Annotated in this window: 22 protein-coding genes, 1 pseudogene and 1 other annotated feature; all 23 genes and pseudogenes read left to right on the top strand. The window is 35.8% G+C overall.

The genetic code is table 11. The features are described from left to right. Positions 1-403 precede the first annotated feature (403 nt). The 23 genes and pseudogenes from ADJ83_RS22615 (at position 404) to ileS (ending at position 25,983) form a co-directional block, all read left to right on the top strand. A complete protein-coding gene (locus ADJ83_RS22615) occupies positions 404-2,314 on the top strand; it encodes a stage V sporulation protein D (protein ID WP_031534292.1) in 1,911 nt (636 codons plus the stop codon). A gap of 326 nt (positions 2,315-2,640) precedes the next feature. Beyond that, the gene (locus ADJ83_RS22610) at positions 2,641-4,122 is read left to right on the top strand and encodes a UDP-N-acetylmuramoyl-L-alanyl-D-glutamate--2,6-diaminopimelate ligase (protein WP_031534293.1); all 1,482 of its coding nucleotides are present in this window, start codon (positions 2,641-2,643) and stop codon (positions 4,120-4,122) included. Beyond that, the gene (locus tag ADJ83_RS22605; RefSeq protein WP_048719127.1) at positions 4,106-4,546 is read left to right on the top strand and encodes a hypothetical protein; all 441 of its coding nucleotides are present in this window, start codon (positions 4,106-4,108) and stop codon (positions 4,544-4,546) included. Before ADJ83_RS22610 ends, ADJ83_RS22605 begins: the two co-directional genes overlap by 17 nt. 1 nt (position 4,547) lies before the next feature. After that, positions 4,548-5,522, top strand: a complete 975-nt coding sequence (mraY, locus tag ADJ83_RS22600) for a phospho-N-acetylmuramoyl-pentapeptide-transferase (protein WP_031534297.1) — start codon at positions 4,548-4,550, stop codon at positions 5,520-5,522. Continuing rightward, positions 5,522-6,874, top strand: a complete 1,353-nt coding sequence (murD, locus tag ADJ83_RS22595) for a UDP-N-acetylmuramoyl-L-alanine--D-glutamate ligase (RefSeq protein WP_031534298.1) — start codon at positions 5,522-5,524, stop codon at positions 6,872-6,874. The genes mraY and murD overlap by 1 nt, the downstream gene beginning before the upstream one ends. 309 nt (positions 6,875-7,183) lie before the next feature. After that, the gene (spoVE, locus tag ADJ83_RS22590) at positions 7,184-8,284 is read left to right on the top strand and encodes a stage V sporulation protein E (protein ID WP_031534299.1); all 1,101 of its coding nucleotides are present in this window, start codon (positions 7,184-7,186) and stop codon (positions 8,282-8,284) included. Positions 8,285-8,782: 498 nt separating this feature from the next. Further along, a complete protein-coding gene (gene murG / locus ADJ83_RS22585; protein ID WP_031534301.1) occupies positions 8,783-9,886 on the top strand; it encodes an undecaprenyldiphospho-muramoylpentapeptide beta-N-acetylglucosaminyltransferase in 1,104 nt (367 codons plus the stop codon). 117 nt (positions 9,887-10,003) lie between these two features. Further along, entirely contained in the window at positions 10,004-10,783 is a 780-nt protein-coding gene (locus ADJ83_RS22580) for a cell division protein FtsQ/DivIB (RefSeq protein WP_031534303.1), read from the top strand. Further along, complete coding sequence (locus tag ADJ83_RS22575; RefSeq protein ID WP_031534306.1) at positions 10,773-11,471, top strand: DUF881 domain-containing protein; 699 nt, start codon at positions 10,773-10,775, stop codon at positions 11,469-11,471. Before ADJ83_RS22580 ends, ADJ83_RS22575 begins: the two co-directional genes overlap by 11 nt. 55 nt (positions 11,472-11,526) lie before the next feature. Then, positions 11,527-12,234, top strand: a complete 708-nt coding sequence (locus ADJ83_RS22570; protein ID WP_031534308.1) for a DUF881 domain-containing protein — start codon at positions 11,527-11,529, stop codon at positions 12,232-12,234. Beyond that, positions 12,234-12,599 carry a small basic family protein gene (locus ADJ83_RS22565; protein WP_031534310.1) on the top strand — a complete coding sequence of 122 codons (366 nt, stop codon included), beginning with the start codon at positions 12,234-12,236 and terminating at the stop codon, positions 12,597-12,599. The genes ADJ83_RS22570 and ADJ83_RS22565 overlap by 1 nt, the downstream gene beginning before the upstream one ends. Before the next feature lie 344 nt (positions 12,600-12,943). After that, on the top strand, positions 12,944-14,227 hold the full coding sequence (gene ftsA, locus ADJ83_RS22560) for a cell division protein FtsA (RefSeq protein ID WP_031534311.1): 1,284 nt from the start codon (positions 12,944-12,946) through the stop codon (positions 14,225-14,227). 173 nt (positions 14,228-14,400) lie between these two features. After that, a complete protein-coding gene (ftsZ, locus tag ADJ83_RS22555) occupies positions 14,401-15,567 on the top strand; it encodes a cell division protein FtsZ (RefSeq protein ID WP_031534313.1) in 1,167 nt (388 codons plus the stop codon). Positions 15,568-16,045: 478 nt separating this feature from the next. Beyond that, positions 16,046-16,978 carry a sigma-E processing peptidase SpoIIGA gene (spoIIGA, locus tag ADJ83_RS22550; protein WP_031534315.1) on the top strand — a complete coding sequence of 311 codons (933 nt, stop codon included), beginning with the start codon at positions 16,046-16,048 and terminating at the stop codon, positions 16,976-16,978. Positions 16,979-17,023: 45 nt separating this feature from the next. After that, positions 17,024-17,743 carry an RNA polymerase sporulation sigma factor SigE gene (gene sigE / locus ADJ83_RS22545; RefSeq protein ID WP_016201019.1) on the top strand — a complete coding sequence of 240 codons (720 nt, stop codon included), beginning with the start codon at positions 17,024-17,026 and terminating at the stop codon, positions 17,741-17,743. 150 nt (positions 17,744-17,893) lie between these two features. Then, entirely contained in the window at positions 17,894-18,673 is a 780-nt protein-coding gene (gene sigG / locus ADJ83_RS22540; RefSeq protein ID WP_031534317.1) for an RNA polymerase sporulation sigma factor SigG, read from the top strand. Between the two features lie 337 nt (positions 18,674-19,010). Continuing rightward, the gene (gene pgeF / locus ADJ83_RS22535) at positions 19,011-19,853 is read left to right on the top strand and encodes a peptidoglycan editing factor PgeF (RefSeq protein ID WP_031534319.1); all 843 of its coding nucleotides are present in this window, start codon (positions 19,011-19,013) and stop codon (positions 19,851-19,853) included. Next, positions 19,837-20,514: a YggS family pyridoxal phosphate-dependent enzyme gene (locus ADJ83_RS22530; protein WP_031534322.1), complete on the top strand. Its 678-nt coding sequence runs from the start codon at positions 19,837-19,839 to the stop codon at positions 20,512-20,514. The genes pgeF and ADJ83_RS22530 overlap by 17 nt, the downstream gene beginning before the upstream one ends. A 12-nt stretch (positions 20,515-20,526) precedes the next feature. Beyond that, positions 20,527-21,018: a cell division protein SepF gene (locus tag ADJ83_RS22525; RefSeq protein ID WP_031534324.1), complete on the top strand. Its 492-nt coding sequence runs from the start codon at positions 20,527-20,529 to the stop codon at positions 21,016-21,018. A 6-nt stretch (positions 21,019-21,024) separates the two neighbouring features. Continuing rightward, positions 21,025-21,288 carry a YggT family protein gene (locus tag ADJ83_RS22520; RefSeq protein ID WP_031534325.1) on the top strand — a complete coding sequence of 88 codons (264 nt, stop codon included), beginning with the start codon at positions 21,025-21,027 and terminating at the stop codon, positions 21,286-21,288. 54 nt (positions 21,289-21,342) lie between these two features. Continuing rightward, positions 21,343-22,109 (top strand): annotated as a pseudogene (locus tag ADJ83_RS22515) (RNA-binding protein). A gap of 203 nt (positions 22,110-22,312) precedes the next feature. After that, positions 22,313-22,810, top strand: coding sequence for a DivIVA domain-containing protein (locus ADJ83_RS22510; protein ID WP_016201026.1), 498 nt, complete (start codon positions 22,313-22,315; stop codon positions 22,808-22,810). A gap of 58 nt (positions 22,811-22,868) precedes the next feature. Next, positions 22,869-23,098: a binding site (T-box leader), on the top strand. A 125-nt stretch (positions 23,099-23,223) separates the two neighbouring features. Continuing rightward, positions 23,224-25,983 carry an isoleucine--tRNA ligase gene (ileS, locus tag ADJ83_RS22505; protein ID WP_031534330.1) on the top strand — a complete coding sequence of 920 codons (2,760 nt, stop codon included), beginning with the start codon at positions 23,224-23,226 and terminating at the stop codon, positions 25,981-25,983. Positions 25,984-26,102 lie beyond the last annotated feature (119 nt).

The raw sequence follows: 26,102 nt of genomic DNA, 5'->3' as shown, positions 1-26,102 counted from the left end.
GAGTGCCAAAAATCGATAGAAGCATAGAGAAAGTGGTGTTCATTTGGGGGATGAGTGCCAAAAATCGATAGAAGCATAGAGAAAGTGGTGTTCATTAGGGAGATGAAAACCAAAAATCCCAAAAGCGCAAGAGGAAGTAGCGTTCATCAATGAGATGAAAACCAAAAATCCCGAAAGCGCAAGAGAAAGTAGCGTTCATCAATGAAATGAAAACCAAAATTCCTAGAAGCGCAAAAGAAACCAGCGTTCATCAAAAAAAGCAAACCCCTAATTAAGTCAAGATATCCTAAAACATCCCCACCCCACTCAACACCCCTATCCCCCAACAAATACTCTACGTTCTATTCCTTTTCGTACAAGCATATATTTTAATCGAGCTAGTATAAAAGGGGGTTCCATCTGTATGCGGGTTTCAAACGTAACCGTTCGGAAACGATTATTGATAGCATTAGTTGCTGGGATAATAATTTTTCTTATTATTGATGCAAGATTAGCTTATGTTCAATTTTTTCTGGGGGACGAGCTTACAACGAAAGCGAAAAATTTATGGAGTCGACAAATTGCTTTTGAGCCACAGCGGGGAGAAATTTTGGATCGCAATGGAATAGCGCTTGCAACAAATGTCAGTGCGCCAACGGTTTATATAGTACCACGCCAAATTAAAGATCCAGCGGGCACAGCGGATAAGCTTGCGGCAGTATTGGAAGCGGATAAGGAATCTGTCTATAAGCAGATTATTCAAAAGGAGATGAGTGTTCGTTTAAAAGAAGGAAGGAAAATTACGCATGAAAAAGCGAAAAAAGTTCGAGCGCTTGATATAGATGGTGTCTATATTGGAGAGGATTCCAAGCGATCATACCCGTTCGGAAATTACTTATCCCATGTGTTGGGGTTTGCGGGTATTGATAATCAGGGGCTAATTGGTTTGGAACTAGAATATGATGATGAGTTAAAGGGAAAAAAAGGATCTGTTCAATATTACTCTGATGCAAAAGGACAAAGAATGAATGATATGGCGGATGCTTATGAGGCACCAGTCAATGGAAATGATTTAGTGCTTACAATTGATACAAGGATCCAAACGATTGTAGAAAGGGAATTGGATATTGCTGAGCAAACGTATTCTCCTGAATCGATTATTGCACTTGCGATGAATCCGAAAACCGGAGAGGTATTGGCGATGTCTAGTCGCCCTGGATTTGACCCTGCAGACTTCCAAAACGTAGATTCTACTGTCTATAATCGAAATTTACCTATTTGGAGTTCGTATGAACCAGGATCCACATTCAAGATTATTACACTGGCAGCTGCACTTGAAGAAGGAAAAGTAGATTTAGACAAGGATACTTTTTATGATAAAGGCTACGCAGAAGTTGGTGGAGCGAAGTTGAAATGCTGGAAGCGAGGTGGTCACGGTTCGCAAACATTCTTAGAAGTCGTTCAAAATTCCTGTAACCCTGGCTTTGTGGAATTAGGGGAACGTCTTGGAAAAGATACACTTTTTCAATATATTCGCGATTTTGGATTCGGACAGAAAACGGGCATTGATTTACAAGGAGAGTCAAAAGGAATCTTGTTTAACATGGATAGGGTAGGGCCAGTTGAGCAAGCAACTACAGCGTTTGGGCAAGGGGTTGCTGTAACGCCAATTCAGCAAGTAACAGCGTTATCAGCAGCAATTAATGGCGGAACTTTGTATACTCCATATGTAGCAAAGGAGTTAATTGATCCAGCTACAGGGGACGTCATTATGGAGAAAGAGCCTGTTGCAAAAAGAAAGGTTATTTCAGAGGAAACGTCAAAAGAAGTGAGAAGAGCATTAGAAAACGTTGTTGCAAAAGGTTCTGGAGGTAAAGCTTTTGTGGAAGGATATCGAGTTGGCGGGAAAACAGGAACTGCCCAAAAAGCATCAGGAGGAAAATATTTAGAAAATAACTATATCCTTTCCTTTATCGGCTTTGCACCTGCTGATGACCCAGAATTAGTCGTCTATGTTGCAGTAGATAATCCAAAAGGAACGGTGCAATTTGGTAGTGCTGTTGCAGCGCCAATCGTTGGGGCGATTATGGGAGATAGTTTAAGAGCCCTTGGCGTAGAACCTCGTGAAGACCAGATTGATAAAATATATAAATATCCGGAAAATCCATTAATCGAAGTGCCGGATTTAGTTGGTTATACGAAAAAAGACATTAGTGAATTGTTTATTAATCTTAAAATTGATTCAAGTGGTAGTGGGGATACCGTTATTAAACAATCTCCAGAACCAGGTACAAAAGTAAAGGATGGATCAACCATATTGCTTCAATTTAATTAATTGGATAGAATGCGGCCGGTATTTTTCGTGCCGCTTCTCTTTTTATCAGACAGGAATGAAGGTAGACCCCCTTATGCGCTTTTTCTAAAAGGAAAAGGGGAGAGCAAATTAAATATAAAAATACCCTCCATTAAAAAATTATTCTTCTAATATAAATTCTCCAACAATAAGGTACAACATAGATAATTTTTATTTAATCATGTAAAATAAAATACGCTAAGAAAATTGTATAATCTATATGGTTGCTTCATTATTTAGTATATAATTAATATTTATGAGTGATTTAGAGTACATATAGAGCTAGAGAAAAGAGGAATCAAAAAGCGATGCAATTAAAAAAACTTATTGAGAGTTTACAGCCATACACTCCTTATATTGGAGAAGATGTGGAAATAAAATCAATAGAGAATGATAATCGCAAAGTAACAGAAGGCAGTCTTTTTATTTGTATAAAAGGATATACAGTCGATGGACATGATTTTGCCCAGAATGCATATGAATCTGGCGCAGTCGCTGTCATTGCTGAAAGAAAACTGCCCTTGCCTATTCCAGTTATCGTAGTAAAAGATACCAAAAGGGCTAGTAGTGTGCTTGCAGATGTGTTTTATCAAAATCCAACACAAAAGCTCAAGCTTATTGGGATAACAGGAACAAATGGAAAGACGACAACGAGCCATTTAATAGATGCTATTTTAAAAGAGGCGCATAAAAAAACAGGAATCATCGGTACCATGTATACAAAAATCGGTGAGGAAATTCAAGAAACAAAAAATACTACTCCAGAAGCCGTGACACTTCAGAAGGTGTTCCATCAAATGGTGGAACAAAAAGTGGATACAGCTGTAATGGAAGTATCTTCACATGCCCTTGTAGAAGGCAGAGTATTTGGCTGTGATTATGATATTGCTGTATTTACAAATCTAAGTCAGGATCATTTAGATTATCATGGTACGATGGAGGAATATAAAAAAGCAAAAGGGCTGTTGTTTACAAGATTAGGAAATGCCTTTCAAGGGGAAAAGCCGAAGTTTGCTATCCTAAATAAAGATGATGCAGCAGCGAACGAGTATGAAACCATTACAGCTGCTCATATACTTACATATGGAATTGATAAAGATGCGGATATTATGGCGAAAAATATAAAAATAACAGCTGCTGGTACATCGTTTGATTTACATACTCCGCTTGGAACGCAATCTGTCCAACTGAAAATGGTTGGCAAATTCAATGTGTATAATTCGTTAGCAAGCATTGGTGCAGCGATTGCAAGCAATATTCCATTAGAAGTAACAATTAAAGCGTTAGAAAAGGTAGAAGGAGTTGCAGGAAGATTTGAAACGGTGAATGCTGGGCAAGACTTTTTAGTGATTGTTGATTATTCCCATACACCTGATAGTTTACAAAATGCCCTGCAGACGGTGAAGGAATTTGCCGAGAATAAAGTTTATGTCATTGTAGGCTGTGGGGGAGACAGAGACAAAACAAAACGCCCTTTAATGGCAAAAATTGCTTGTCAGGAAGCGAGCTATGCTATTCTTACTTCTGATAATCCTAGGAGTGAAGATCCAATTGCCATATTAAAAGATATGGAAGCAGGAGTGGAGGAAGAACAAAATTATACGATAATTCCTGATCGAAAAGAGGCTATTACTTTAGCGGTAAATCAAGCACAGCATGGCGATGTTATCTTAATTGCAGGAAAGGGACATGAAACATATCAAATTATTGGTTCTGATGTGTTAGATTTTGATGACCGTTTAGTTGCAAAAGAAGCGATAGGAGAGAGAAAAAATGACACTGTCCTATAATGTAATCCTTCAGGCAATACCGAAAGCAAAAGGGTTTGTGAAGGAAGATTTACTTTTTCAAACCGTGACATTTATAGCAGACACGAAGCAGTCGAAAGGGCTATTTATTCCTTTTTATGAGGAGAATTCTGGTGATTTGAGCATTGCAATAGCGAATGGAGCAATAGGAGCGATTTGGGAAGAAGGGGTGGATCTCCCATCTTATACACCTAATCATTTCCCTATTTTTTATACAAAAGATTTAAAGGAAGGCATATTAAAAATGATTGAAATTTATGAGAAACAATTGCAAACACAAGAAAGTACAACAAAATTTATTTTTTTGAAAGAAAACAGTCTGCATTCCATGATGGAATCATATGATATACCGGTAATTAGAGAGCATGTATTAAAAACGAGCACGCAAATGAAAGGAGGGAACTAAAATGCAGGAGAAAGTAATCTTTTTTACGATTCTTTTAGGCTTTTTAATAACCGTATTGATTTCTCCCTTTTTTATTCCCTTCTTGCGAAGATTGAAATTCGGACAAAGCATTAGGGAAGAAGGACCGAAATCCCATCAGAAAAAAACGGGAACACCAACAATGGGTGGGTTAATGATTATCTTTTCTATTGTTGTAACAACTTTAGTAATGATTAATAAATTCTCAGAGCCAACAATTAAGACATATTTATTATTATTAGTTTTAGTTGGTTTTGGTTTATTAGGGTTTTTAGATGACTTTATAAAAGTAGTGATGAAGCGTAACTTAGGATTGACATCTCGACAAAAGCTGCTAGGTCAGATTATCATTTCCCTTATTTTTTACTTTGTATTACGTGAAAATGAATTCTCGACCGCTATTTCGATTCCATTTGTTGATAAACCATTGGAATTAGGCTGGTTTTATGCATTGTTTATTATTTTCTGGTTAGTTGGATTTTCAAATGCTGTTAATTTAACAGATGGCTTGGACGGTTTAGTTTCCGGTACATCTGCTGTTGCTTTTGGTGCATTTGCTGTTCTTGCTTGGAGCCAATCTCAGTTTGAAATTAGTATTTTTTCTGTAGCGATTGTTGGAGCAGTATTAGGATTCTTAGTTTTTAATGCCCATCCAGCTAAAGTATTTATGGGAGATACAGGTTCTCTTGCACTAGGTGGCGCGATTGCTGCCATTGCAATTTTGACAAAACTAGAGATTCTACTGATACTAATTGGTGGAGTATTTGTTATCGAAACGCTTTCCGTTATTCTTCAAGTTATTTCCTTTAAATCAACAGGAAGAAGAATTTTCCGAATGAGTCCACTGCATCATCATTATGAATTGGTTGGATGGTCAGAATGGAGAGTAGTTGTCACATTTTGGACGGTTGGATTATTATTTGCCGCTTTAGGAATTTATATTGAGGTGTGGTTATAATGAAACAGATTAACGATTATCATCATAAAAAAATACTTGTATTAGGTCTTGCCAAAAGTGGAGTAAGCGCAGCTCAATTACTACATAATTTAGGTGCCTTCGTAACAGTAAATGATAGTAAACCTTTAGATGAGAATCCGGAGGCGCAAGGATTATTGGAGCAAGGGATAACAGTAATATGCGGTAGCCACCCCATTGAATTATTAGAAGAAGGATTCCAGCTTATTGTAAAAAATCCAGGGATTCCTTATTTTAATCCAATGATTAAAGGGGCAATAGAACGCGATATTCCCGTTATTACAGAGGTAGAGCTTGCATACAGAGTTTCTGAAGCTCCGTTTTTTGCCATCACTGGATCAAATGGGAAAACGACAACAACTACATTATTATTTGATATGTTAGAAGCAGATAAGAAAAAGCCACTCATTGCCGGAAATATTGGTACAGTTGCTTCGAATGTGGCTCAAGTTGCAGAGGAAGATAATAAAATTGTTATCGAATTATCATCTTTTCAATTAATGGGTATTGAGAAATTCAAGCCACATATTGCAATCATTACGAATATTTATGAGGCGCATTTGGATTATCATGGAACAAAAGACGAATATGCAAAGGCAAAAGGGAATATCACGAAGAATCAGGATGCAAATGACTATTTAATTGCAAATGTGGAGCAAGAGGTAGTAATGAATATCGCGAAAAACAGTAATGCGACAATTATTCCTTTCTCTGCAAAACGGGAATTAGAGTTTGGTGCATATGTGAAAGATAATGTCATCTATTTTAATGAGGAAAAAATAATGAAACTTTCTGGTATTACATACTTAAGTGCCTTAAATTTAGAAAATATCCTTTCGTCCGTTGCTGCGGCTAAGCTTTCTGGAGTGTCAAATGAAAGTATTTTTGAAGTACTAAGTACATTTAAAGGGGTTAAACATCGTCTGCAATTTATTAAAGAATTACATGGGCGAAAATTTTATAATGACTCGAAAGCAACCAATATTTTAGCAACACAAAATGCCCTTGCAGCCTTTAATGAGCCAGTTATTTTACTGGCAGGTGGCTTGGATCGAGGAAATGAATTTGATGAACTAATTCCATCGCTTAAAAATGTGAAGGCCATGATTACTTTTGGACAAACTGCTGAAAAAGTGGAGAAGGCAGGTAGACTTGCAGGAATAAAAACAATTAAACGCGTCGATAATGTGGACAAAGCAGTACCTGTTGCTTATGACTTATCAGAAAGTGGAGATGTAATTCTCCTTTCCCCAGCATGTGCAAGCTGGGATCAATACAAAACTTTTGAGGTCAGAGGAGACATTTTTATTAATGCGGTGCATATGCTTAAATAAGGGCTTGTCTGTAAGTAGGCGTTGAAAGAAAAAATTTGATTTGTATGAACAAACACATCAATGATCTAACAGGATAAAACGTTCTTACCTGAAGTAAGCTCTGTAAATGATAACAAGGGTAGTAGAGAAAAGGAGAAAGTTTATTTTATGCCATGCGGGAATGAAATGACTTTTGAACTTTTTGCTACTTCTCAACCGTTAATTTACAGAGCTTTCTTTTTTTGAATCGATTTCGAGAACACATGAAATTTGGATACCACGCGCTTTTCTTTTCTTCAAGCCCAAATCTTGCAATTCGAGGTGTTAATGGTGCCATCAAAAAAAACGACTCCAGATATAATTCTAATGATTCTCACATTTACGTTACTGGCAATAGGGTTAATCATGGTGTATAGTGCTAGCGCGGTAATGGCTGAACGAAATTTAGGTGATTCTTTCTTCTTTGCAAAAAGACAGATGCTTTTTGCGGGCGTTGGAATTGCAGCAATGCTATTTATAATGAATCTTGATTACTGGATATGGCGTTCTTGGGCTAAACAGATTATTATTGTTTGTTTTGTATTGCTTATAGTCGTTTTAATTCCTGGCGTTGGTTTAGTTCGGAATGGTTCACAAAGCTGGATTGGAGTCGGTGCATTTTCTATTCAGCCCTCTGAATTTATGAAAATAGCAATGATTATTTTCCTGGGGAAGTTTCTGTCAGAAAATCAAAAGCATATTACTTCATTTAAAAAAGGCTTGCTCCCTTCATTAGGGCTAGTATTCCTGGCGTTTGGAATGATAATGCTTCAGCCAGATTTAGGTACTGGTACGGTTATGGTTGGTACAAGTATTGTCATGATTTTTATTGCTGGTGCTAGAATTCGTCACTTTGTGATATTAGGTCTTATTGGTGTTGCAGGGTTTGTAGGATTGGTTGCGAGTGCTCCTTACCGGATTAAAAGGATTACTTCCTTCCTTGATCCTTGGTCTGATCCATTAGGAAGCGGGTTTCAAATCATTCAGTCCTTGTATGCAATTGGTCCAGGTGGATTATTTGGTTTAGGTCTTGGGGAGAGTCGGCAAAAGTTTTTCTACCTGCCGGAGCCACAAACAGACTTCATTTTTGCGATTCTATCAGAAGAATTAGGATTTATTGGTGGCTCGCTGATTTTATTATTATTCGCCCTCTTGCTTTGGAGAGGAATAAGAATCGCTCTAGGCGCACAAGATTTGTTTGGTAGTTTTGTAGCGGTTGGAATTATTTCTATGGTTGCGATTCAAGTTATGATTAACATCGGAGTTGTAACAGGACTAATGCCTGTAACAGGGATTACCCTTCCATTTCTAAGCTATGGAGGATCTTCTTTAACCCTCATGTTAATCGCGATTGGTATTCTTTTAAATGTCAGCAGATTTTCAAGGTATTAAACGTTATTTAAAATTTTGAAACCTAGTGTAGGGTGCTTATTCCCATCACTAGGTTCTTTTTATTGCCTTTTTAAAAAGGAAGAACTCGCAGGTAATTCCATTCTCTTGGCACACATAAGCCATAAGGGATTAATATAAATACTTACCATAGCTAATAAATAGCTTGTTTACCTGAAAAACATCATAAGAAAGCTGAGAATATCAAAAATTTATTTTTTTCGCACATATGATAAACTTTTTGCAATCATGACAAAAAATGGTGCGGAAAAGGGGAATGTGTTACATTTCATTATCAATTTCAAGATATTCATAAAGGGTGTTTAAAATATAGTACAATAAGGTATCTATTAGTTGGGGGTTGACCGGAAAGTAAAAAAATTCTTAGAAAATAGCAGAAGATTATTTCTGTTTTTCATTAATTGAAGCTATAATGTAAAAAGAAAAGAAAAATAACATATTTTTCAAAGTAGAGAAGAGAAGTATTTTGAGGTGGAAAGAATGAAGATAGTTGTAAGTGGTGGAGGAACAGGGGGACATATATACCCTGCATTAGCATTGATTCGCGAAATAAAAAAAGAAGTGAAAGATGCTGAGTTTCTTTATGTTGGAACAGAGCAAGGACTAGAAAATAAATTAGTCAGAAGGGAAAATATTCCCTTTAAAACAATACATATTACAGGCTTTAAACGGAAACTGTCTCCAGAAAATTTAAAAACAGTTTGGAGATTTATTGCTGGTGTACAAAAAAGTAAGGCGATATTAAAAGAGTTTAAGGCAGATGTGGTAATAGGAACAGGCGGATATGTTTGTGGTCCGGTTGTTTATGCAGCTGCTAAGCTTGGGATACCAACCATCATTCATGAACAAAATAGTGTTCCAGGATTAACGAATAAATTTTTAAGCAAATATGTTGATAAAGTAGCTACTTGCTTTGAAGAAGCGGATTCTTATTTTCCAGAAGAAAAAGTTGTGATGACAGGGAATCCTAGAGCTTCAGAAGTGTTAAATCAGGATGGCATTAAAGGAAGATTATCGGTTGGCTTACAATTGAAAACCCCAGCTGTTCTTATTGTTGGTGGAAGCAGAGGTGCTAGACCGATAAACGATGCTGTTATTACAGCGTTACCCCAATTAGGGGATAAACCATATCAAGTACTTTATGTAACCGGAGAAGTGCATTATGAAGCGGTAAAAAAAGAAGTAGAGTTAGTAGGAAATCCTAAAAATGTAATTATCAAGCCATTTGTTCATAATATGCCAGAAGTATTAACAAGCATTGACCTGACTGTTGCGAGAGCAGGCGCAACAACGCTAAGCGAGCTAACCTCGCTCGGCATTCCAAGTATTCTTGTGCCGAGTCCCTATGTGACGAACAATCATCAGGAAAAAAATGCGACTGCACTAACAAGCAATGGAGCAGCAAAAATACTTCTAGAAAAGGATATGAATGGACAAAAATTAGTGGAAGAAATGGATGCCATTATGCTGAATCCTAATGTGTTAAAAGGTATGAAGGAGGCATCCAAAAAACTAGGGATTCCTGATGCGGCAATGAGGTTATATAATGTAATGAAGGAAGTTATCGATAACAAGAAAAAGTAGGAAATTGCAAATCGGAAATTTGATTAGAAAGCAAATTTTCGGTTTGCGAATAAAAAGGTGGACAACCTTTGAATGGTTTTTTACTATTTCCTTATTTAAAAATACCGGGGTGATTTTTTGGAAAATGGGAAGGTTGTTTCTTTAGAAGATCGAATTCCAAAATTAAAAGAACAGAGACGAAAAAAGGCGAATCGTCGACTTATTTTCCTTCTCCTTCTATTCTTCCTTATCATCGTTTGCGTTATCTATTTCCAATCACCTTTAAGTCATGTAAAAAAAATCGAAATTACTGGGAATCATTTATATACTTATGAAGACTTAGAGAAAATGAGTGGAATTACAACCGAAACAAATATTTGGACAATCAAAAAAGATCAGTTAGCATCAAAACTGAAAGATGCTGGTGGAATGAAGTCTGCAAAAGTTTCCATCTCTATTCCAAATACTGTTCAAATTGACGTAAAAGAATATAGGAAGATTGCTTACTTTGAAGTGGAGAATGAATTTATTCCGCTTCTAGAAAATGGTGATATGCTACATGATAGAGCGATGACAAACAGTCCCTACGATGCTCCTATTATCAAAGATATAAAGAGCGAAAATGACACTGTCATAACGAAAATAGGGGAGGAATTAAGTAAACTTCCAGCAAGTGTGTATAATGCGATTTCTGAAATAAGGTATACTCCTAAAGATACCGATAAGTGGCATGTTACCGTTTATATGAATGACGGAAATCAAGTATTAGCTTCTTTATCTTCTTTTTCGGATAAAATGGAGCATTATCCATCCATTATTGCACAGCTAAATACAGACAAAAAGGGAGTAATTGATTTAGAAGTAGGTTCTTATTTCAAAGCTTTCGATTCGGAAGGGGAAAAGAAGAGTGAAGACTAATAAAAGAAGAAGAAATGTTATCTTCTCCTTGGTTTTTCTCGTACTTGGATTTATGATTTCCTTTTCGTATCAAAATACAAAAAAGGACGAAAAGCAAGAAATTAGTGAGAGCCAATTTGAAAGAGATTTGGAATTGCGGAACGAATTAATAGAGCAGGAAGAAAAAAATAACGATCTTTATAAGGAATTAAAGGAATCCCAAAAGAAACTTGTTCAATTAGAGAAGAATCTTTCGAATGAAGCAGAAACCTATTCTAACTTAGCAGAAGATGCCCAAAAGTATCGTATCTATTTAGGAAAAGTTGCTGTAAAAGGAGAAGGGGTGCAAATTACCTTAGAAGATGGAGAATATAATCCAAAGGAAGATCGTGTGAATAATTACTTGGTCCATGAACATCATGTGTTTAAAGTGATTAATGAGCTATATGTTTCAGGTGCACAAGCAATTAGTATCAACGGGCAAAGACTATCCCATAATTCATATATTCTCTGTAATGGACCGGTAATTGAAGTGGATGGTTACCAACACCCTGCTCCATTTGTTATTACGGCAATCGGTGATAGCGATGTATTAGAAGGTGCAATCAATATTAATGGTGGTGTAAAAGATTTGTTAGTAAATGATAATGTTAGATTTAGCCTGGAAAAAAAACGGTCGATTCAAATGGAACCTTTGAAAGTAAATTAACAGTAAGTATGATGAGTAGAAAGTATGATGCGCTTTGAATAAGAATTTTATAACAATGACTGGAATAACGCTTATTGTCGGATTTATGATTGCAGTACAATTTCAGACAATAAAAGAACCGGTAGTACGGGATACAAGAGATACATGGGAACTAAGAGAAGATTTAATAAATGAAAAAAAATTAGAATTGCAGCTTATTAATGAAATTCGATCGATAAACGCAAAATTAGATGAGTATGAAAATGAAACCTCTGAAAGTAAAGCAGAGGTATTAAAAGATACGCTAAAAGAATTAAAGCAGGAAGCTGGTTTAACAGAAGTAACTGGAAATGGAATCATCTTAAAAATTGCATCTGTTAATACAGAAATTCTATTAGGGGAAGAACCTGGAGAAGTGACATCTGAATTATTACAGCGATTGGTAAATGAGTTGAATTTATATGGGGCAGAGGAGATAGCGATCAATGATAATCGCTATGTGAATACAACTGTTATCCGTGAAATAAATAATGTGTTGAAAATGGATGGAAATCCCCTTAATCAGCTGCCGATTGAAATAAAGGTAATAGCGAAAGATGCTAGTACTGCAGAAAAATTGTTTAACTACATGAAGGTTTCTAAATCAGCAGATGAATTTTTTGTTTCCAATCTTTTATTAAATGTAGAAAAACCAGAGAAGGCAATCACGATTCCAGCATACAGTAAGGCTGTTACTATCCATAATATGGAGCCTGCAAATACAAATGAAGGAGGCGATTCATAATGTGGCTTCCTATATTTGGGTTGATTGTTGGGCTTGTCTTTGGACTATTAACCGATATAAAAGTACCAGAAGAATATGCGAATTATTTATCGATTGCAGTTCTAGCAGCATTGGACACCTTATTCGGTGGGATTCGAGCACATCTGCAAAATATTTTTGATGAAAAGGTGTTTGTAACAGGCTTCTTTTTTAATATTGTCCTTGCAGCAAGTTTAGCTTTTCTAGGTGTTCATCTTGGTGTAGACTTATACTTAGCGGCGATTTTTGCATTTGGTGTGAGACTATTTCAAAACATTGCTGTAATTAGAAGTATTATTTTAAAGAAATCAAATACTAATTCTCCCGAAAAAATTGAAAAAAGTTGACAGAGAAAAAAGGGAATATATTAGTTTTGGCGAATAATTTAAATATTAATAGAAATGTCAAAGTGAATGATGAAATTCCTTTAATGAATAAGTAATTAGTCCTATTTATAGTAAAAAAGTCTAAAATTTTATTGACACTAAGTGAAAACTTAGTGAAAATATGGTGTTGCCTGGTATACAATAGAATAGTTATAGATGAAATTTATCTTATATCTTATGTATATCAAAAAACGATGAAAATAGAAGACGTTACTTCTTAATAAAAATGTTGAAATTTTATTTTTCTACTGTATGACATAATTTGTTGTTCACTTTATTTAAAATGCAAAAGGAGGTGCCCGAGAATGAACAGCAATGAACTTTATGTAAGTCTAGACATCGGTACATCCAGCATAAAAGTTATCATTGGCGAGATGATTAACGAATCTTTAAATATTATTGGTGTAGGCATCGTTCCATCAGAAGGTTTAAAAAAAGGTTCAATTGTGGATATAGATGAAACCGTTCATTCTATTCGACAGGCAATAGAGCAAGCCGAAAGAATGGTTGGGATGGAAATAAAACAAGTAATTGTTGGCGTTTCGGGAAATCATGTAAATCTGCAAACTTCACGTGGGGTAGTTGCAGTTTCTAGTGAAAATCGCGAAATTACAATTGAGGATGTAATTAGGGTAAAGGATGCAGCACAAGTAGTCTCTATTCCCCCAGAAAAAGAAATTATTGATATTATTCCTAAGCAATTTATTGTTGATGGATTAGACGAAATTACCGATCCAAGAGGAATGATAGGTGTACGACTGGAAATGGAAGGTACCATAATAACAGGAAGTAAAACCATACTACATAACACCTTAAGATGTGTGGAAAGAGCTGGACTTGAAATTCAGGATATTTCCTTGCAGCCACTTGCTTCAGGCTCCTTCGCACTTTCAAAAGATGAAAAAAACTTAGGGGTTGCTTTAATAGATATTGGCGGTGGTTCCACCACAATTGCTGTATTTGAAAATGGTTTTCTTAAAGCAACTAGTGTAATTCCTATAGGAGGAGACCACATCACAAAAGATTTATCGATTGGTCTTCGTACTACGACAGAAGATGCAGAAAAAATCAAGATAAAGTATGGATATGCCTTTTATGATCATGCTTCTGAAGAGGAGGTATTTAGTGTTCCTATTATAGGAAGCGATCAGCATCAACAATTTAATCAATTAGAGATTTCTGATATCATAGAAGCTAGATTAGAAGAAATCTTTGAACTGGTTGGTCACGAACTAGTGAGATACGGGGTATACGATCTTCCAGGAGGATTCGTATTAACTGGTGGCGTTGCTAGTACAAAAGGAATTTTAGAATTGGCACAAGATGTTTTCCAAAGCCGTGTTAGAATTGCTATTCCTGATTATATTGGAGTAAGAGAGCCACAATATACAACTGCTGTTGGGTTAATTAAATTCTCCTATAAAAATAGTAAACTTCAAGGTGGAAATATCCATAATCCTGTCACCGTTCCTGCTGAAAATAGGGAAAAAGTTCAAAAACAAGCAACCCAAAAACCAGCATATGAGAAAAAACAAGTTGAGAAGGAACCTTCAAAGTTTAAGAAATTTATGGGTTATTTCTTCGATTAATGAATGGCTTTAATAGGATGGACATGTATTAATAAAAAGAACTTCGAGAAGGCTGAGAGTCGTTTAGGGTCAGTCTAGGTATATTTTTAAATGGTATGTTACTCCATATCACCAAGACTTGAGATGCGGACAGTTCGATACTGCTGAATATCGACGAATTAGGAGGATTTGTCATGTTGGAATTTGATACAAATATAGATTCACTAGCTGTAATAAAGGTAATAGGAGTAGGTGGCGGCGGTAATAACGCTGTTAACCGAATGATTGAACATGGTGTTCAAGGGGTAGAGTTTATTGCTGTGAATACAGATGCACAAGCATTAAATTTATCGAAAGCAGAAATAAAAATGCAAATTGGCGGCAAGTTGACGAGAGGCCTTGGTGCAGGTGCCAATCCTGAAGTAGGAAAGAAGGCTGCTGAGGAAAGCAAAGAACAAATTGAAGAGGCTTTAAAGGGAGCAGATATGGTCTTTGTAACGGCTGGAATGGGTGGAGGAACTGGTACAGGTGCTGCACCAGTTATCGCTCAAATCGCCCATGACTTAGGTGCTTTAACAGTCGGAGTGGTAACAAGACCATTCACTTTTGAAGGAAGAAAAAGATCTACCCACGCTGCAAGTGGTATTACGTCACTAAAAGACGCAGTGGATACGTTAATTGTAATTCCAAATGACCGCTTACTTGAAATTGTAGATAAATCAACTCCAATGCTTGAAGCGTTTAGAGAAGCAGATAATGTATTGCGTCAAGGTGTACAAGGTATTTCTGACTTAATTGCAACACCAGGTCTAATTAACTTAGACTTCGCTGATGTAAAAACTATTATGGTAAACAAAGGTTCAGCTCTTATGGGTATAGGGGTTGCTTCTGGAGAAAATCGTGCAGCTGAAGCAGCGAAAAAAGCAATTTCTTCTCCACTTCTTGAGACTTCTATTGACGGAGCACAAGGGGTATTAATGAATATCACTGGCGGATCGAATTTAAGCTTGTATGAAGTACAAGAAGCAGCAGATATTGTTGCATCAGCTTCAGATCAAGATGTAAATATGATTTTTGGTTCTGTTATCAATGATAATTTAAAAGATGAAATAGTTGTTACTGTAATTGCTACAGGCTTCAACCAAGACTTATCTCAACCACAGCAAGGCAGACCTGGATTTGGAGGGTTAAAGCCAAATGCCAATAATGCAAGCCAAAACAGCAATCAAGCTAATACTAGAGAACCTAAAAGAGAAGAACCAAATGTTCAAAAAGAACAACCGAGAAGTACAAACGTACAACAAACAGAGGATACTTTAGATATCCCAACCTTCTTAAGAAATAGAAACCGCAGAAGATAATTACTTCTGTAGCAAAAACCTTTCTGTTATTTTTACAATAATGGAGAGGTTTTTTATTTTGCAGGCTAGATTTTTTAAGCTAGCTATAAAAATCCCCTTTTTAATTGCACTCATCCATTATCCGTTTTTCTCATTTTCCATTTAATATTGCTTAGAATTATTAAAAAAACTGATAATATTTCGCTAGAACTAAAAAATATTCAGTTAGGAGATATAGTGACAAAAACCGTTAGAAATAGAGGAAATTTCTGATTTTTTGATTACAGAAAGTGACAGAATTTCAAGAACAAGTACGTTATACTTTTTCGTAACAGATTAATAGAGAGAAGATTTACTTCTTTTGTGGCTTTGGCGATGATCCCTTTTTCATTTGCAAGAACTGTGAGGATCTTGATAGCTTTCTAGTTATAATGCAGATGAATAAGGATAAGGTCAGTCATTTACAAAGCTTCGATGAAGGAGAGGAGGAGTTACATGTTTGGCCATTTATCTAGATGTAATATGGCTATTAAATTTTCTATTTGACAGTTTATTACTATATTTAACTGGAATTCTTTTAAAGAAAAAAATCATTCATTGGAGAATTTTGCTTGGAGGATTCATTGGTTCCCTAATTATTTTGTTATCCATCACATCGCTTAGTCCCTATACAAGTCATCCTGTATCGAAGCTACTATTTTCGATCATCATGGTAGCAACTGCTTTTGGATATAAGCGATTTCGCACCTATCTTCAAGCGTTGATGATTTTTTACTTAGCTACCTTTTTAATTGGAGGAACATTGATAGGCGCCCATTATTTTATACAGTTTGATTTTCAACTGTCTTCTTCCGTCCTTCTTGCAAGTGTAAAAGGATTTGGTGATCCTATTAGTTGGCTATTTGTCCTTCTTGGCTTTCCTGTTGCCTGGTACTTTTCACGCAGAAATGTGGAAGGGATTGAAGTTACAAAGATTCAATATGAGCAAATAATTGATGTGATTTTTCAAATTGGTGGAAAAGAGTTTTCGGTAAAGGGATTGGTGGATAGCGGAAATCAAGTATATGATCCAATCTCTCGTCTTCCGGTTATGTTTGTTTCCTTGAAGAATATCGGAAATGATATGCCGGCAGAATTAATTCGTTTATCAGAGCAGCCAGAACAGGTTATTTATGGAAGTGAGCCAATTGCTCCAGAGTGGGAAAGTAAGATGCGCATTATTCCATATAAAGTAGTCGGCAAGGATCACCAACTAATTATAGCAGTGAAACCAGATGTTTTGCTGTTGAAAAAAGAGCAGGAAGTAACTATTGTTGAAAAAGGATTGATTTCGTTTACAAACCAAGTTCTCTCTGCTGAGGATGCATTTGATTGTATTGTTCATCCGAAAATGCTATTAGGGAAAAAATCAGTGGAGGAAAAGGTTAGTTAATATACTATACTCACGAAAAACATCGTTTAGAAGGAGGAAATGCACATGAAGAAATGGAAGCTTCGCTTATCTTATTATTGGTACAAATTTTTAATTAAAATTGGATTGAAAACAGACGAAGTATTTTATATTGGTGGAAGTGAAGCACTGCCTCCTCCGTTAACGAAAGAAGAAGAAGAAATGCTTTTGGAAAAACTTCCAAAAGGGGATCAAGCAGCTCGCTCGATGCTTATTGAGAGAAATTTGCGTCTTGTTGTATATATTGCGAGGAAGTTCGAAAACACGGGTATTAATATTGAAGACCTAATTAGTATTGGCACCATTGGATTAATTAAGGCGGTTAATACATTTAATCCAGAGAAAAAAATTAAACTTGCCACATATGCCTCCAGATGTATTGAAAACGAAATATTGATGTATTTGCGGAGAAATAATAAAATTCGCTCAGAAGTTTCATTTGATGAGCCGTTGAATATTGATTGGGATGGAAATGAACTACTTCTATCAGATGTGATGGGAACAGAAGATGATATTATTACGAAGGATTTAGATGCAAGTGTGGATAAAAAGCTCTTGGTAAAAGCATTACATCAACTTTCTAAAAGAGAAAAACAAATCATGGAATTACGGTTTGGTTTAGGAACAGGAGAAGAAAAAACCCAAAAAGATGTAGCAGACATGCTAGGCATTTCTCAATCGTATATTTCCAGATTAGAAAAGAGAATTATTAAGAGACTTCAAAAAGAATTTAATAAAATGGTTTAAAAATTTTTCGTTTAGAAATCCTTGTCCCACATAATTTCAACTGAAATTAGCGTAAATTGGAAATTTAACAAAAATTCTTCTCATGCATATTTTTCCTTCTCGGGGAGATACTGTTTTTTGTACAGCAGCTCCTGTGAGGAGGGAAATAGATTGACTCGAAATAAAGTAGAAATTTGCGGTGTTGATACATCAAAGCTTCCAGTGTTAAAAAACGAAGAAATGAGATTGCTCTTCAAGCAAATGCATGAGGGAGATATATCCGCAAGAGAAAGTCTCGTAAATGGAAATCTCCGCCTCGTATTAAGTGTGATTCAACGATTTAATAATCGAGGAGAATTCGTGGATGACTTATTTCAAGTGGGTTGTATTGGTCTAATGAAATCTATCGATAATTTTGATTTAAGTCAAAACGTAAAGTTTTCCACCTATGCTGTCCCGATGATTATTGGTGAAATTCGCAGGTATCTCCGCGATAATAATCCAATTAGGGTTTCCAGATCTCTGAGAGACATTGCTTATAAGGCACTACAGGTCAGAGAAAGGTTGATGAATAAAACATCAAAAGAACCGACAGCTGAGGAAATTGCCAAAGAGTTAGACATTCCCCATGAGGATATTGTTTTTGCGTTAGATGCTATTCAAGATCCAGTGTCTCTTTTTGAACCAATATATAATGATGGTGGAGATCCAATTTATGTAATGGACCAATTAAGTGACGAAAAAAATAAGGACATACAATGGGTGGAAGAATTGGCATTAAAAGAAGGAATGCGCCGATTAAATGATCGAGAAAAAATGATTTTGCGAAAGCGATTTTTCCAAGGCAAAACACAAATGGAAGTTGCAGATGAAATCGGCATCTCACAAGCGCAAGTCTCAAGATTGGAAAAAGCTGCTATCAAACAAATGAATAAAAATATTCAAAGCTAAAATAGGAATAGCGGGTTAGACTTCTTAAAGTATGATACTTTAATGATTGTCTAACCTTTTCTATTGGAAAAATGCTATTTTTAATAAAATACATAAATAATTATAGAAATGGATCATGCGAGTTTTGAGTGCTAGTTTAACTAATAGTGACTTTGCTATCCATTAGGTAACTAAATAAGACGCCACCAATTAGCATAGCTAATTTAGAAGATACTCGGATTAGAAAAAATAACCCCCATTTTATAAAATGCAATCTTATTTCCAAAGAAAATCCTGTTTTTCTGTGACCAATTATAGGTCCATATGGTAAACTAAAACAAAAAGATGGGGTTAGATAATGGAACCTTTTACTTTACAAAATAAACAGTTTTTCAATCTTGATTTATGGGAGCAGCAGTTCCCCAATTTATTAGCTGGTTTCACAACAAAAAATGATGGGAAAAGTAAAGGCGATTATGCTAGTTTAAATATGGCGTTTCATGTGAATGATCAGAAGGAAACGGTTATAGCTAACCGCAATGAGGTAGCGCGAAAGTTAATGTTTCCTTTGGAACGATGGGTTGGTGCAGAACAAACGCATAAAGTTCATATTGCCAAAGTGACAAGTGATCATTTAGGTATGGGTGCTAAAGATTATGAAAGTGCGTTAAAGGATACAGATGGTTTTTTTACTTTAGAAAAAAATATATTATTAACTCTATGTTTTGCAGATTGTGTTCCTTTATATTTTATTCATCCCATTACAAAAGCAATTGGGATTGCACATGCAGGCTGGCAAGGGACAGTTAAAGGCATTGCTAGGGAAATGATCAATGTATTTGCTTCACACGGTATACCTGTTGATGAAGTGCTTACTGTTATTGGTCCTTCCATTACAAATCGTCATTATATAGTGGATGACCGAGTCATCAATGAAATAGATATGGTGATACATTCTCAAGCGAAGTCATATACGACTGTTTCTCCGGGGCAATACAGACTGAATTTACAAGAAGCAAATAAGCAGATTTTATTAGAAGCAGGAGTGCTGGAAAGCAATATTCATCTAACTAATTATTGTACCTATGAAGATGACGCTTATTTTTTCTCTCATAGAAGGGATAAGGGGAAAACAGGAAGAATGATGAGTTATATTGGATGGAGAGAGGAAGAAGGAAACGAAAATGTTAGTGAAAGATAATCTTAGTGTTATAAAGCAGGAAATTGCGCATGCGTGTGAAAAAGTAAATCGGAATCCAGAAGAGATAACACTTATTGCTGTGACAAAGTATGTTACAATAGAGCGAGCACAAGAAGCGTTAGATGCTGGAATTGTTCATCTAGGTGAAAATCGTGAAGAAGGCTTACTGGCAAAGTATGAAGTTCTTCAGGACAAGCCAATTTGGCATTTTATTGGATCATTGCAGACTAGAAAAGTAAAAGGTATTATAGATTATGTAGACTATATTCACTCTTTGGATCGACTATCTTTGGCAAAAGAAATACATAAAAGAGCGAATCGTACCATAAAGTGTTTTGTACAGGTTAATGTTTCGAAAGAAGAATCGAAGCATGGAATGGAACCAGAAGAAGTAATTGATTTTGTGAAACAATTATCCAACTATCCAAATGTTCAAGTAGTTGGATTAATGACAATGGCACCATTTACAGAAGATAAATTATTACTTCGTCAATGCTTTCAAAAATTAAAAAGCATTCAAGAAGATGTAAAAGGATTACAATTACCATATGCTCCATGCACAGAGCTTTCTATGGGCATGTCGAATGATTATTCCATTGCGATCGAAGAGGGAGCAACGATGATAAGAATTGGAACTGCTTTAGTAGGAAGCGAGAAATAGGAGGCAAGTGAAATGAGTATAAAATCGAAAATAAAAACGTTCTTTTTTTTAGAAGATGAAGATTACGAAGAAGAGCAAGCTAACTATCAAGACGAGCCAAGCGAGCCTGCTAGACATTATAAACAGCCTGTTAAGCAAAATTATCATAATCAGCAAAATCAACATGTTCAACAGCCGAAAACTAATAACCAAAATGTAGTAAGTCTACAAAGTATCCAAAAATCATCAAAAGTATTTTTGGTGGAGCCACGGGTATATGCAGAAGCACAGGATATTGCAGATCAGTTGAAAAACCGTCGGGCTGTCGTTGTTAATCTACAGCGGATTGAAAAGGACCAAGGTAAACGAATAGTAGATTTCCTTAGTGGGACTGTTTATGCGATTGGTGGAGATATTCAAAAAATTGGTACAGATATATTTTTATGTACGCCAGATAATGTGGAAGTATCAGGAAATATATCGCAAATCCTGCAGGATGCAGAATACGAAAATACGAGGTGGTAACAACGAATGACATTTATTATTTTAGTTTTAGCAAAATTATTACAGTATTACTCCTATGCTTTAATTATTTACATTCTAATGTCTTGGATTCCAAGTGCACGCGAAACATCTATTGGTGTTTTTCTTGCAAAAGTCTGTGAGCCCTACTTAGAAGTTTTCCGGAGAGTTATTCCGCCAATTGGTATGCTAGATATTTCACCGATTGTTGCTATCTTTGTTTTAAACCTTGCTGGAATGGGAATTCAGCAATTAGGAATGTGGTTTATATAAGTATTTAAGAGGGCTAATATAGCCCTTTTTCTATGCAAAAAAGGAGCTAAAAACATGTCAATCTATCAACATTTTCGTCCTGAAGAAAGAGACTTTATCGATCAAGTAGAAAATTGGCGAAGCTATGTCGAGAATACCTATGCCCCGAAATTAACCGATTTTTTAGATCCAAGAGAACAAAAAGTCCTCGGTATGATTATTGGTGAGCATCATGAGGTAAAGTTTCAATTTTTTGGAGGACATGATCAGGCAGAAAGAAAACGGGCACTTCTATACCCTGAATATTACGAGGCAGACATAAAGGATTTTAACTTGACTTTATTAGAAGTGAATTATCCAAAGAAATTTGTCACTATTGAGCATCCCCATATTTTAGGTAGCTTAATGTCGCTTGGGTTAAATCGTAATAAATTCGGTGATATTTTGGTTGTAGATGAGGAAATTCAATTCATTGTTGCAGGAGAAGTCGAGGATTATGTAAGGCTTCAGCTTGAATCGATTGGGAAAGCGAAGATAAGTCTAACAGAAGTTTCATTAGATAAAATAATTTTCAAAGAAGAACATTGGACAGAAATGACGACGACTGTTTCCTCCCTTCGCCTCGACACACTAATTGCAGCAATCTATAATTTTTCAAGAGAAAAAGCAAAGACTTACATTGCACAAGGACTTGTAAAAGTGAATTTTACTTTAATAGAAAATGTTGCATTTATATGNGAGATGTGTTTTCTGTTCGGGGAGAAGGACGAGCTACCATTAAATCCATTGAAGGAAAAACGAAAAAAGATAAATGGAGGGTAGTGGTAGGTAAATTGAAATAGATAATAAGAAGGAAGATAAGGTCCCATAATTTTTCCTGCAAACAAAAAACATAGTTTTTTTATTGTCTATATATGTTACAATATTTTTTAGTAGCATTATTTTTCACGTTTCTTCTTATTTTTTAAAAATAATGCAGGAAATCCGGTAATACTGTCGAAATTAGGATGATACATAAAGAAATCGAAGTTTGGGAGGTGGCTTTATGCCATTAACGCCGTTAGATATTCATAACAAGGAATTTGCCAAAGGCTTCCGTGGTTATGATGAAGATGAAGTAAATGAATTTCTTGACCAGGTAATTAAAGATTATGAAAATATTATCCGTGAGAAAAAAGAACTAGAAGAAAGATTAAATGAGTTAACGGACCGTATCGGCCACTATAATAACATTGAAGAAACGTTAAATAAATCCATTGTAGTAGCACAAGAAGCTGCCGAAGAAGTTAAGCGAAATGCACAAAAAGAGGCAAAACTAATTATTAAAGAAGCAGAAAAAAATGCTGATCGCATTGTCAATGAATCGCTATCGAAAGCTAGAAAGATTGCTCTTGAAATTGAAGAATTGAAAAAGCAATCAAAAGTATTCCGTACTCGATTCAAAATGCTAATTGAAGCACAATTAGATATGCTTAATAATGATGATTGGGATCATTTATTAGAATATGAATTAGATGCATCTGAATTAAATTCAACAAAATAATTCCCAAGTCTTGACGAATGATGGATTGATGAAATATAATTTTTCACAAATAGATATTCATGTAGCGTTGATAGGGATAGTAGATTTCCGTGAAACTTAAAGTAGCGAATCAGGGGCGGTGTAAGCCTGATATAAGTTGGAAGTTGAAAATCACCCTTGAGTCCTTTTCTGAAATAGAAGTAAGAAAAGGCGGTTCATTGCCGTTAAAAAATGTCTAAGTGGATAAGAGTTCTTTTTATCTATAAGGGTGGTACCGCGGGAACCTTTAAAAACCTTCTCGTCCCTTTCATGGGGATGAGAAGGTTTTTTGCTGTGTATACTGATTCTAAAAAAGCAGAAATGTCTATAATAGAATACGGAATATATTGCTTGCATACATGATGAAAAAAAGATAATAATGCTGGAGGAAGAAAATGGAATATAAAGATACGTTGCTGATGCCAAAAACAGCCTTTCCGATGAGAGGGAATTTACCAAATCGCGAGCCTGATATGCAAGCGAAATGGAAAGAAATGAATATTTACGAAAAAGTTCAAGACCGTACAAAAGGACGTCCAATGTTTGTTCTTCATGATGGCCCACCATATGCAAACGGTGATATACATATTGGACATGCGCTGAATAAAATTTTAAAAGACTTTATTGTTCGTTATAAATCCATGACAGGCTTTCAAGCACCATATGTGCCTGGTTGGGATACACATGGACTTCCTATTGAACAAGCTTTAACGAATAAAGGCGTTAAACGTAAAGAAATGACCGTTGCAGAATTCCGTAAGTTATGTGAAGAATATGCTTTAGAACAAATTGACAGTCAAAGAGAACAGTTTAAGCGCTTAGGTGTTCGTGGTGATTGGGAGAACCCATATATAACGCTAAAGCCTGCCTATGAAGCACAACAAATAAAAGTGTTTGGAGAAATGGCGAAAAAAGGCTATATCTATAAAGGCAAAAAACCAGTTTATTGGTCTCCAACAAGTGAATCAGCTCTTGCAGAAGCAGAAATTGAATATAAAGACAAAAAGTCTCCATCCATATATGTTGGATTCAAAGTGAAGGATGGAAAAGGAGTATTGGCAAGTGATGTACAAATTGTTATTTGGACAACTACACCTTGGACTATTCCTGCAAACTTAGGTATTTCTGTTCATCCTACTTTGACGTATGTAGTCGTCGAGGAAAAAGGAAGCAAGTATCTTGTTGCACAAGATTTATTAGAAAGCGTTAAAACAGAGATTGGTTGGGAAGAGGCGAATGTTGTTCAAGAAGTAAAAGGTGCAGAGCTCGAGAACATTTTAGCAGCTCATCCAATTTATGGACGTGATTCTTTAGTAATGCTAGGGGAGCATGTAAAAACAGATGCTGGTACTGGATGTGTTCATACAGCACCAGGACACGGGGAAGATGACTTCCTAGTTGGTCAAAAATATGGATTAGAAGTTCTTTGTCCTGTCGATGATAAAGGGGTTATGACAGAAGAGGCACCTGGATTTGAAGGGTTATTCTATGATAAAGCAAATAAGCCAATTACAGAAAAGCTTGAAGAAGTTGGCGCATTATTAAAGCTTCAATTTATCACACACTCTTATCCACATGACTGGAGAACGAAAAAACCAGTTATTTTCCGAGCGACAGCACAATGGTTTGCTTCTATTAAAGACTTTAGAAATGATCTATTAGATGCAATTAAAGAAACACAGTGGGTACCTGCATGGGGCGAAACTAGATTGTATAATATGGTTCGTGATCGCGGGGACTGGTGTATTTCTCGACAACGTGCTTGGGGTGTGCCAATTCCTGTATTCTATGCAGAAAATGGTGACAGTATTATTACTGATGAAACAATTGAGCATATCTCGAATTTATTTAGAGAAAATGGTTCCAATATTTGGTTTGAAAAGTCAGCTAAGGAATTATTGCCTGAAGGATTTACACATCCAGGCAGCCCAAATGGGGAATTTACGAAAGAAACAGATATTATGGATGTTTGGTTTGATTCTGGTTCTTCTCATCAAGCTGTATTGTTAGAAAGAGAGGATCTGCAACGTCCTGCTGATTTATATCTAGAAGGTTCTGACCAATATCGTGGTTGGTTTAACTCTTCCCTATCTACAAGTGTTGCAGTAACTGGAAAGGCGCCTTATAAGGCTGTTTTAAGCCATGGATTCGTATTAGATGGAGAAGGACGCAAAATGAGTAAATCATTAGGGAATGTCATGATACCTGCAAAAGTAATGAACCAATTAGGTGCAGATATTTTACGCTTATGGGTAGCATCTGTAGACTTCCAAGCAGATGTACGTGTATCTGATGCTATTTTAAAACAAGTAACAGAAGGATATCGTAAAATCAGAAATACTTTCCGTTTCTTATTAGGAAACCTTGCTGATTTTAACCCAGAAACAGATGCTCTTTCTTATGAGGAATTACGTGAAGTGGATCAATTTATGATGATCAAGCTAAATAAGCTCATTAAAACGGTGACAGAATCCTATGATAAATATGAATTCTCTACTATTTATCATAATATTAATAATTTCTGTACATTGGATTTAAGTGCATTCTATCTTGATTTCTCAAAAGATGTCCTTTATATTGAAGCAACAAATAACAAAGAAAGAAGAGCTATTCAAACAGTTCTTTATGAAAGTTTAATCAGCTTAACAAAGTTAGTTGCGCCAATCTTACCACATACTGCTGACGAAGTTTGGGATCATATTTCTTCTGTAAAGGAAGAAAGTGTCCAGTTGACTGATTTCCCTGAATCTACTGTGTATGAAAATAGTGATGCAGTAGAAGAAAAGTGGAATAAATTCTTGGCTGTACGTGACGATGTGCTTAAAGCATTAGAAGAAGCACGTAACCAAAAAGTCATCGGTAAATCCCTTGCTGCGAAAGTAACACTGTATGTGAATGAAGAAGTAGATACACTACTAAATTCTATTCAAGAAAACTTACAGCAATTATTTATCGTATCAGGTTTTGAAATTGCTGGGAAATATGATAATGCACCAGAAGAGGCACTAAAGCTAGAAAATGCTGCAATAGTTGTAGCAAAAGCAGACGGTGAAACATGTGAAAGATGCTGGACTGTTACAACAGACATTGGCACAGTCGAAGCTCATCCAACATTATGTGAAAGATGTGCACATGTAGTAGAAGAAAATTATTAAGAGATAAATTTTAAAAACCGATAAACTTTCAATAGTTTGTCGGTTTTTTTGTGTGTTTAAAAGATAATTTAAAACAAAGAAAAAATGCAAGGAAAAAAGTTTTGTAAAAGCCTTTTATT

Source organism: Bacillus sp. 522_BSPC (genome assembly GCF_001076885.1).
Taxonomy (GTDB): Bacteria; Bacillota; Bacilli; order Bacillales; family Cytobacillaceae; genus Niallia; species Niallia hominis.
The sequence above is the reverse complement of the archived record's forward strand: the minus strand, read 5'-3'. Positions and strand labels throughout refer to the sequence as shown.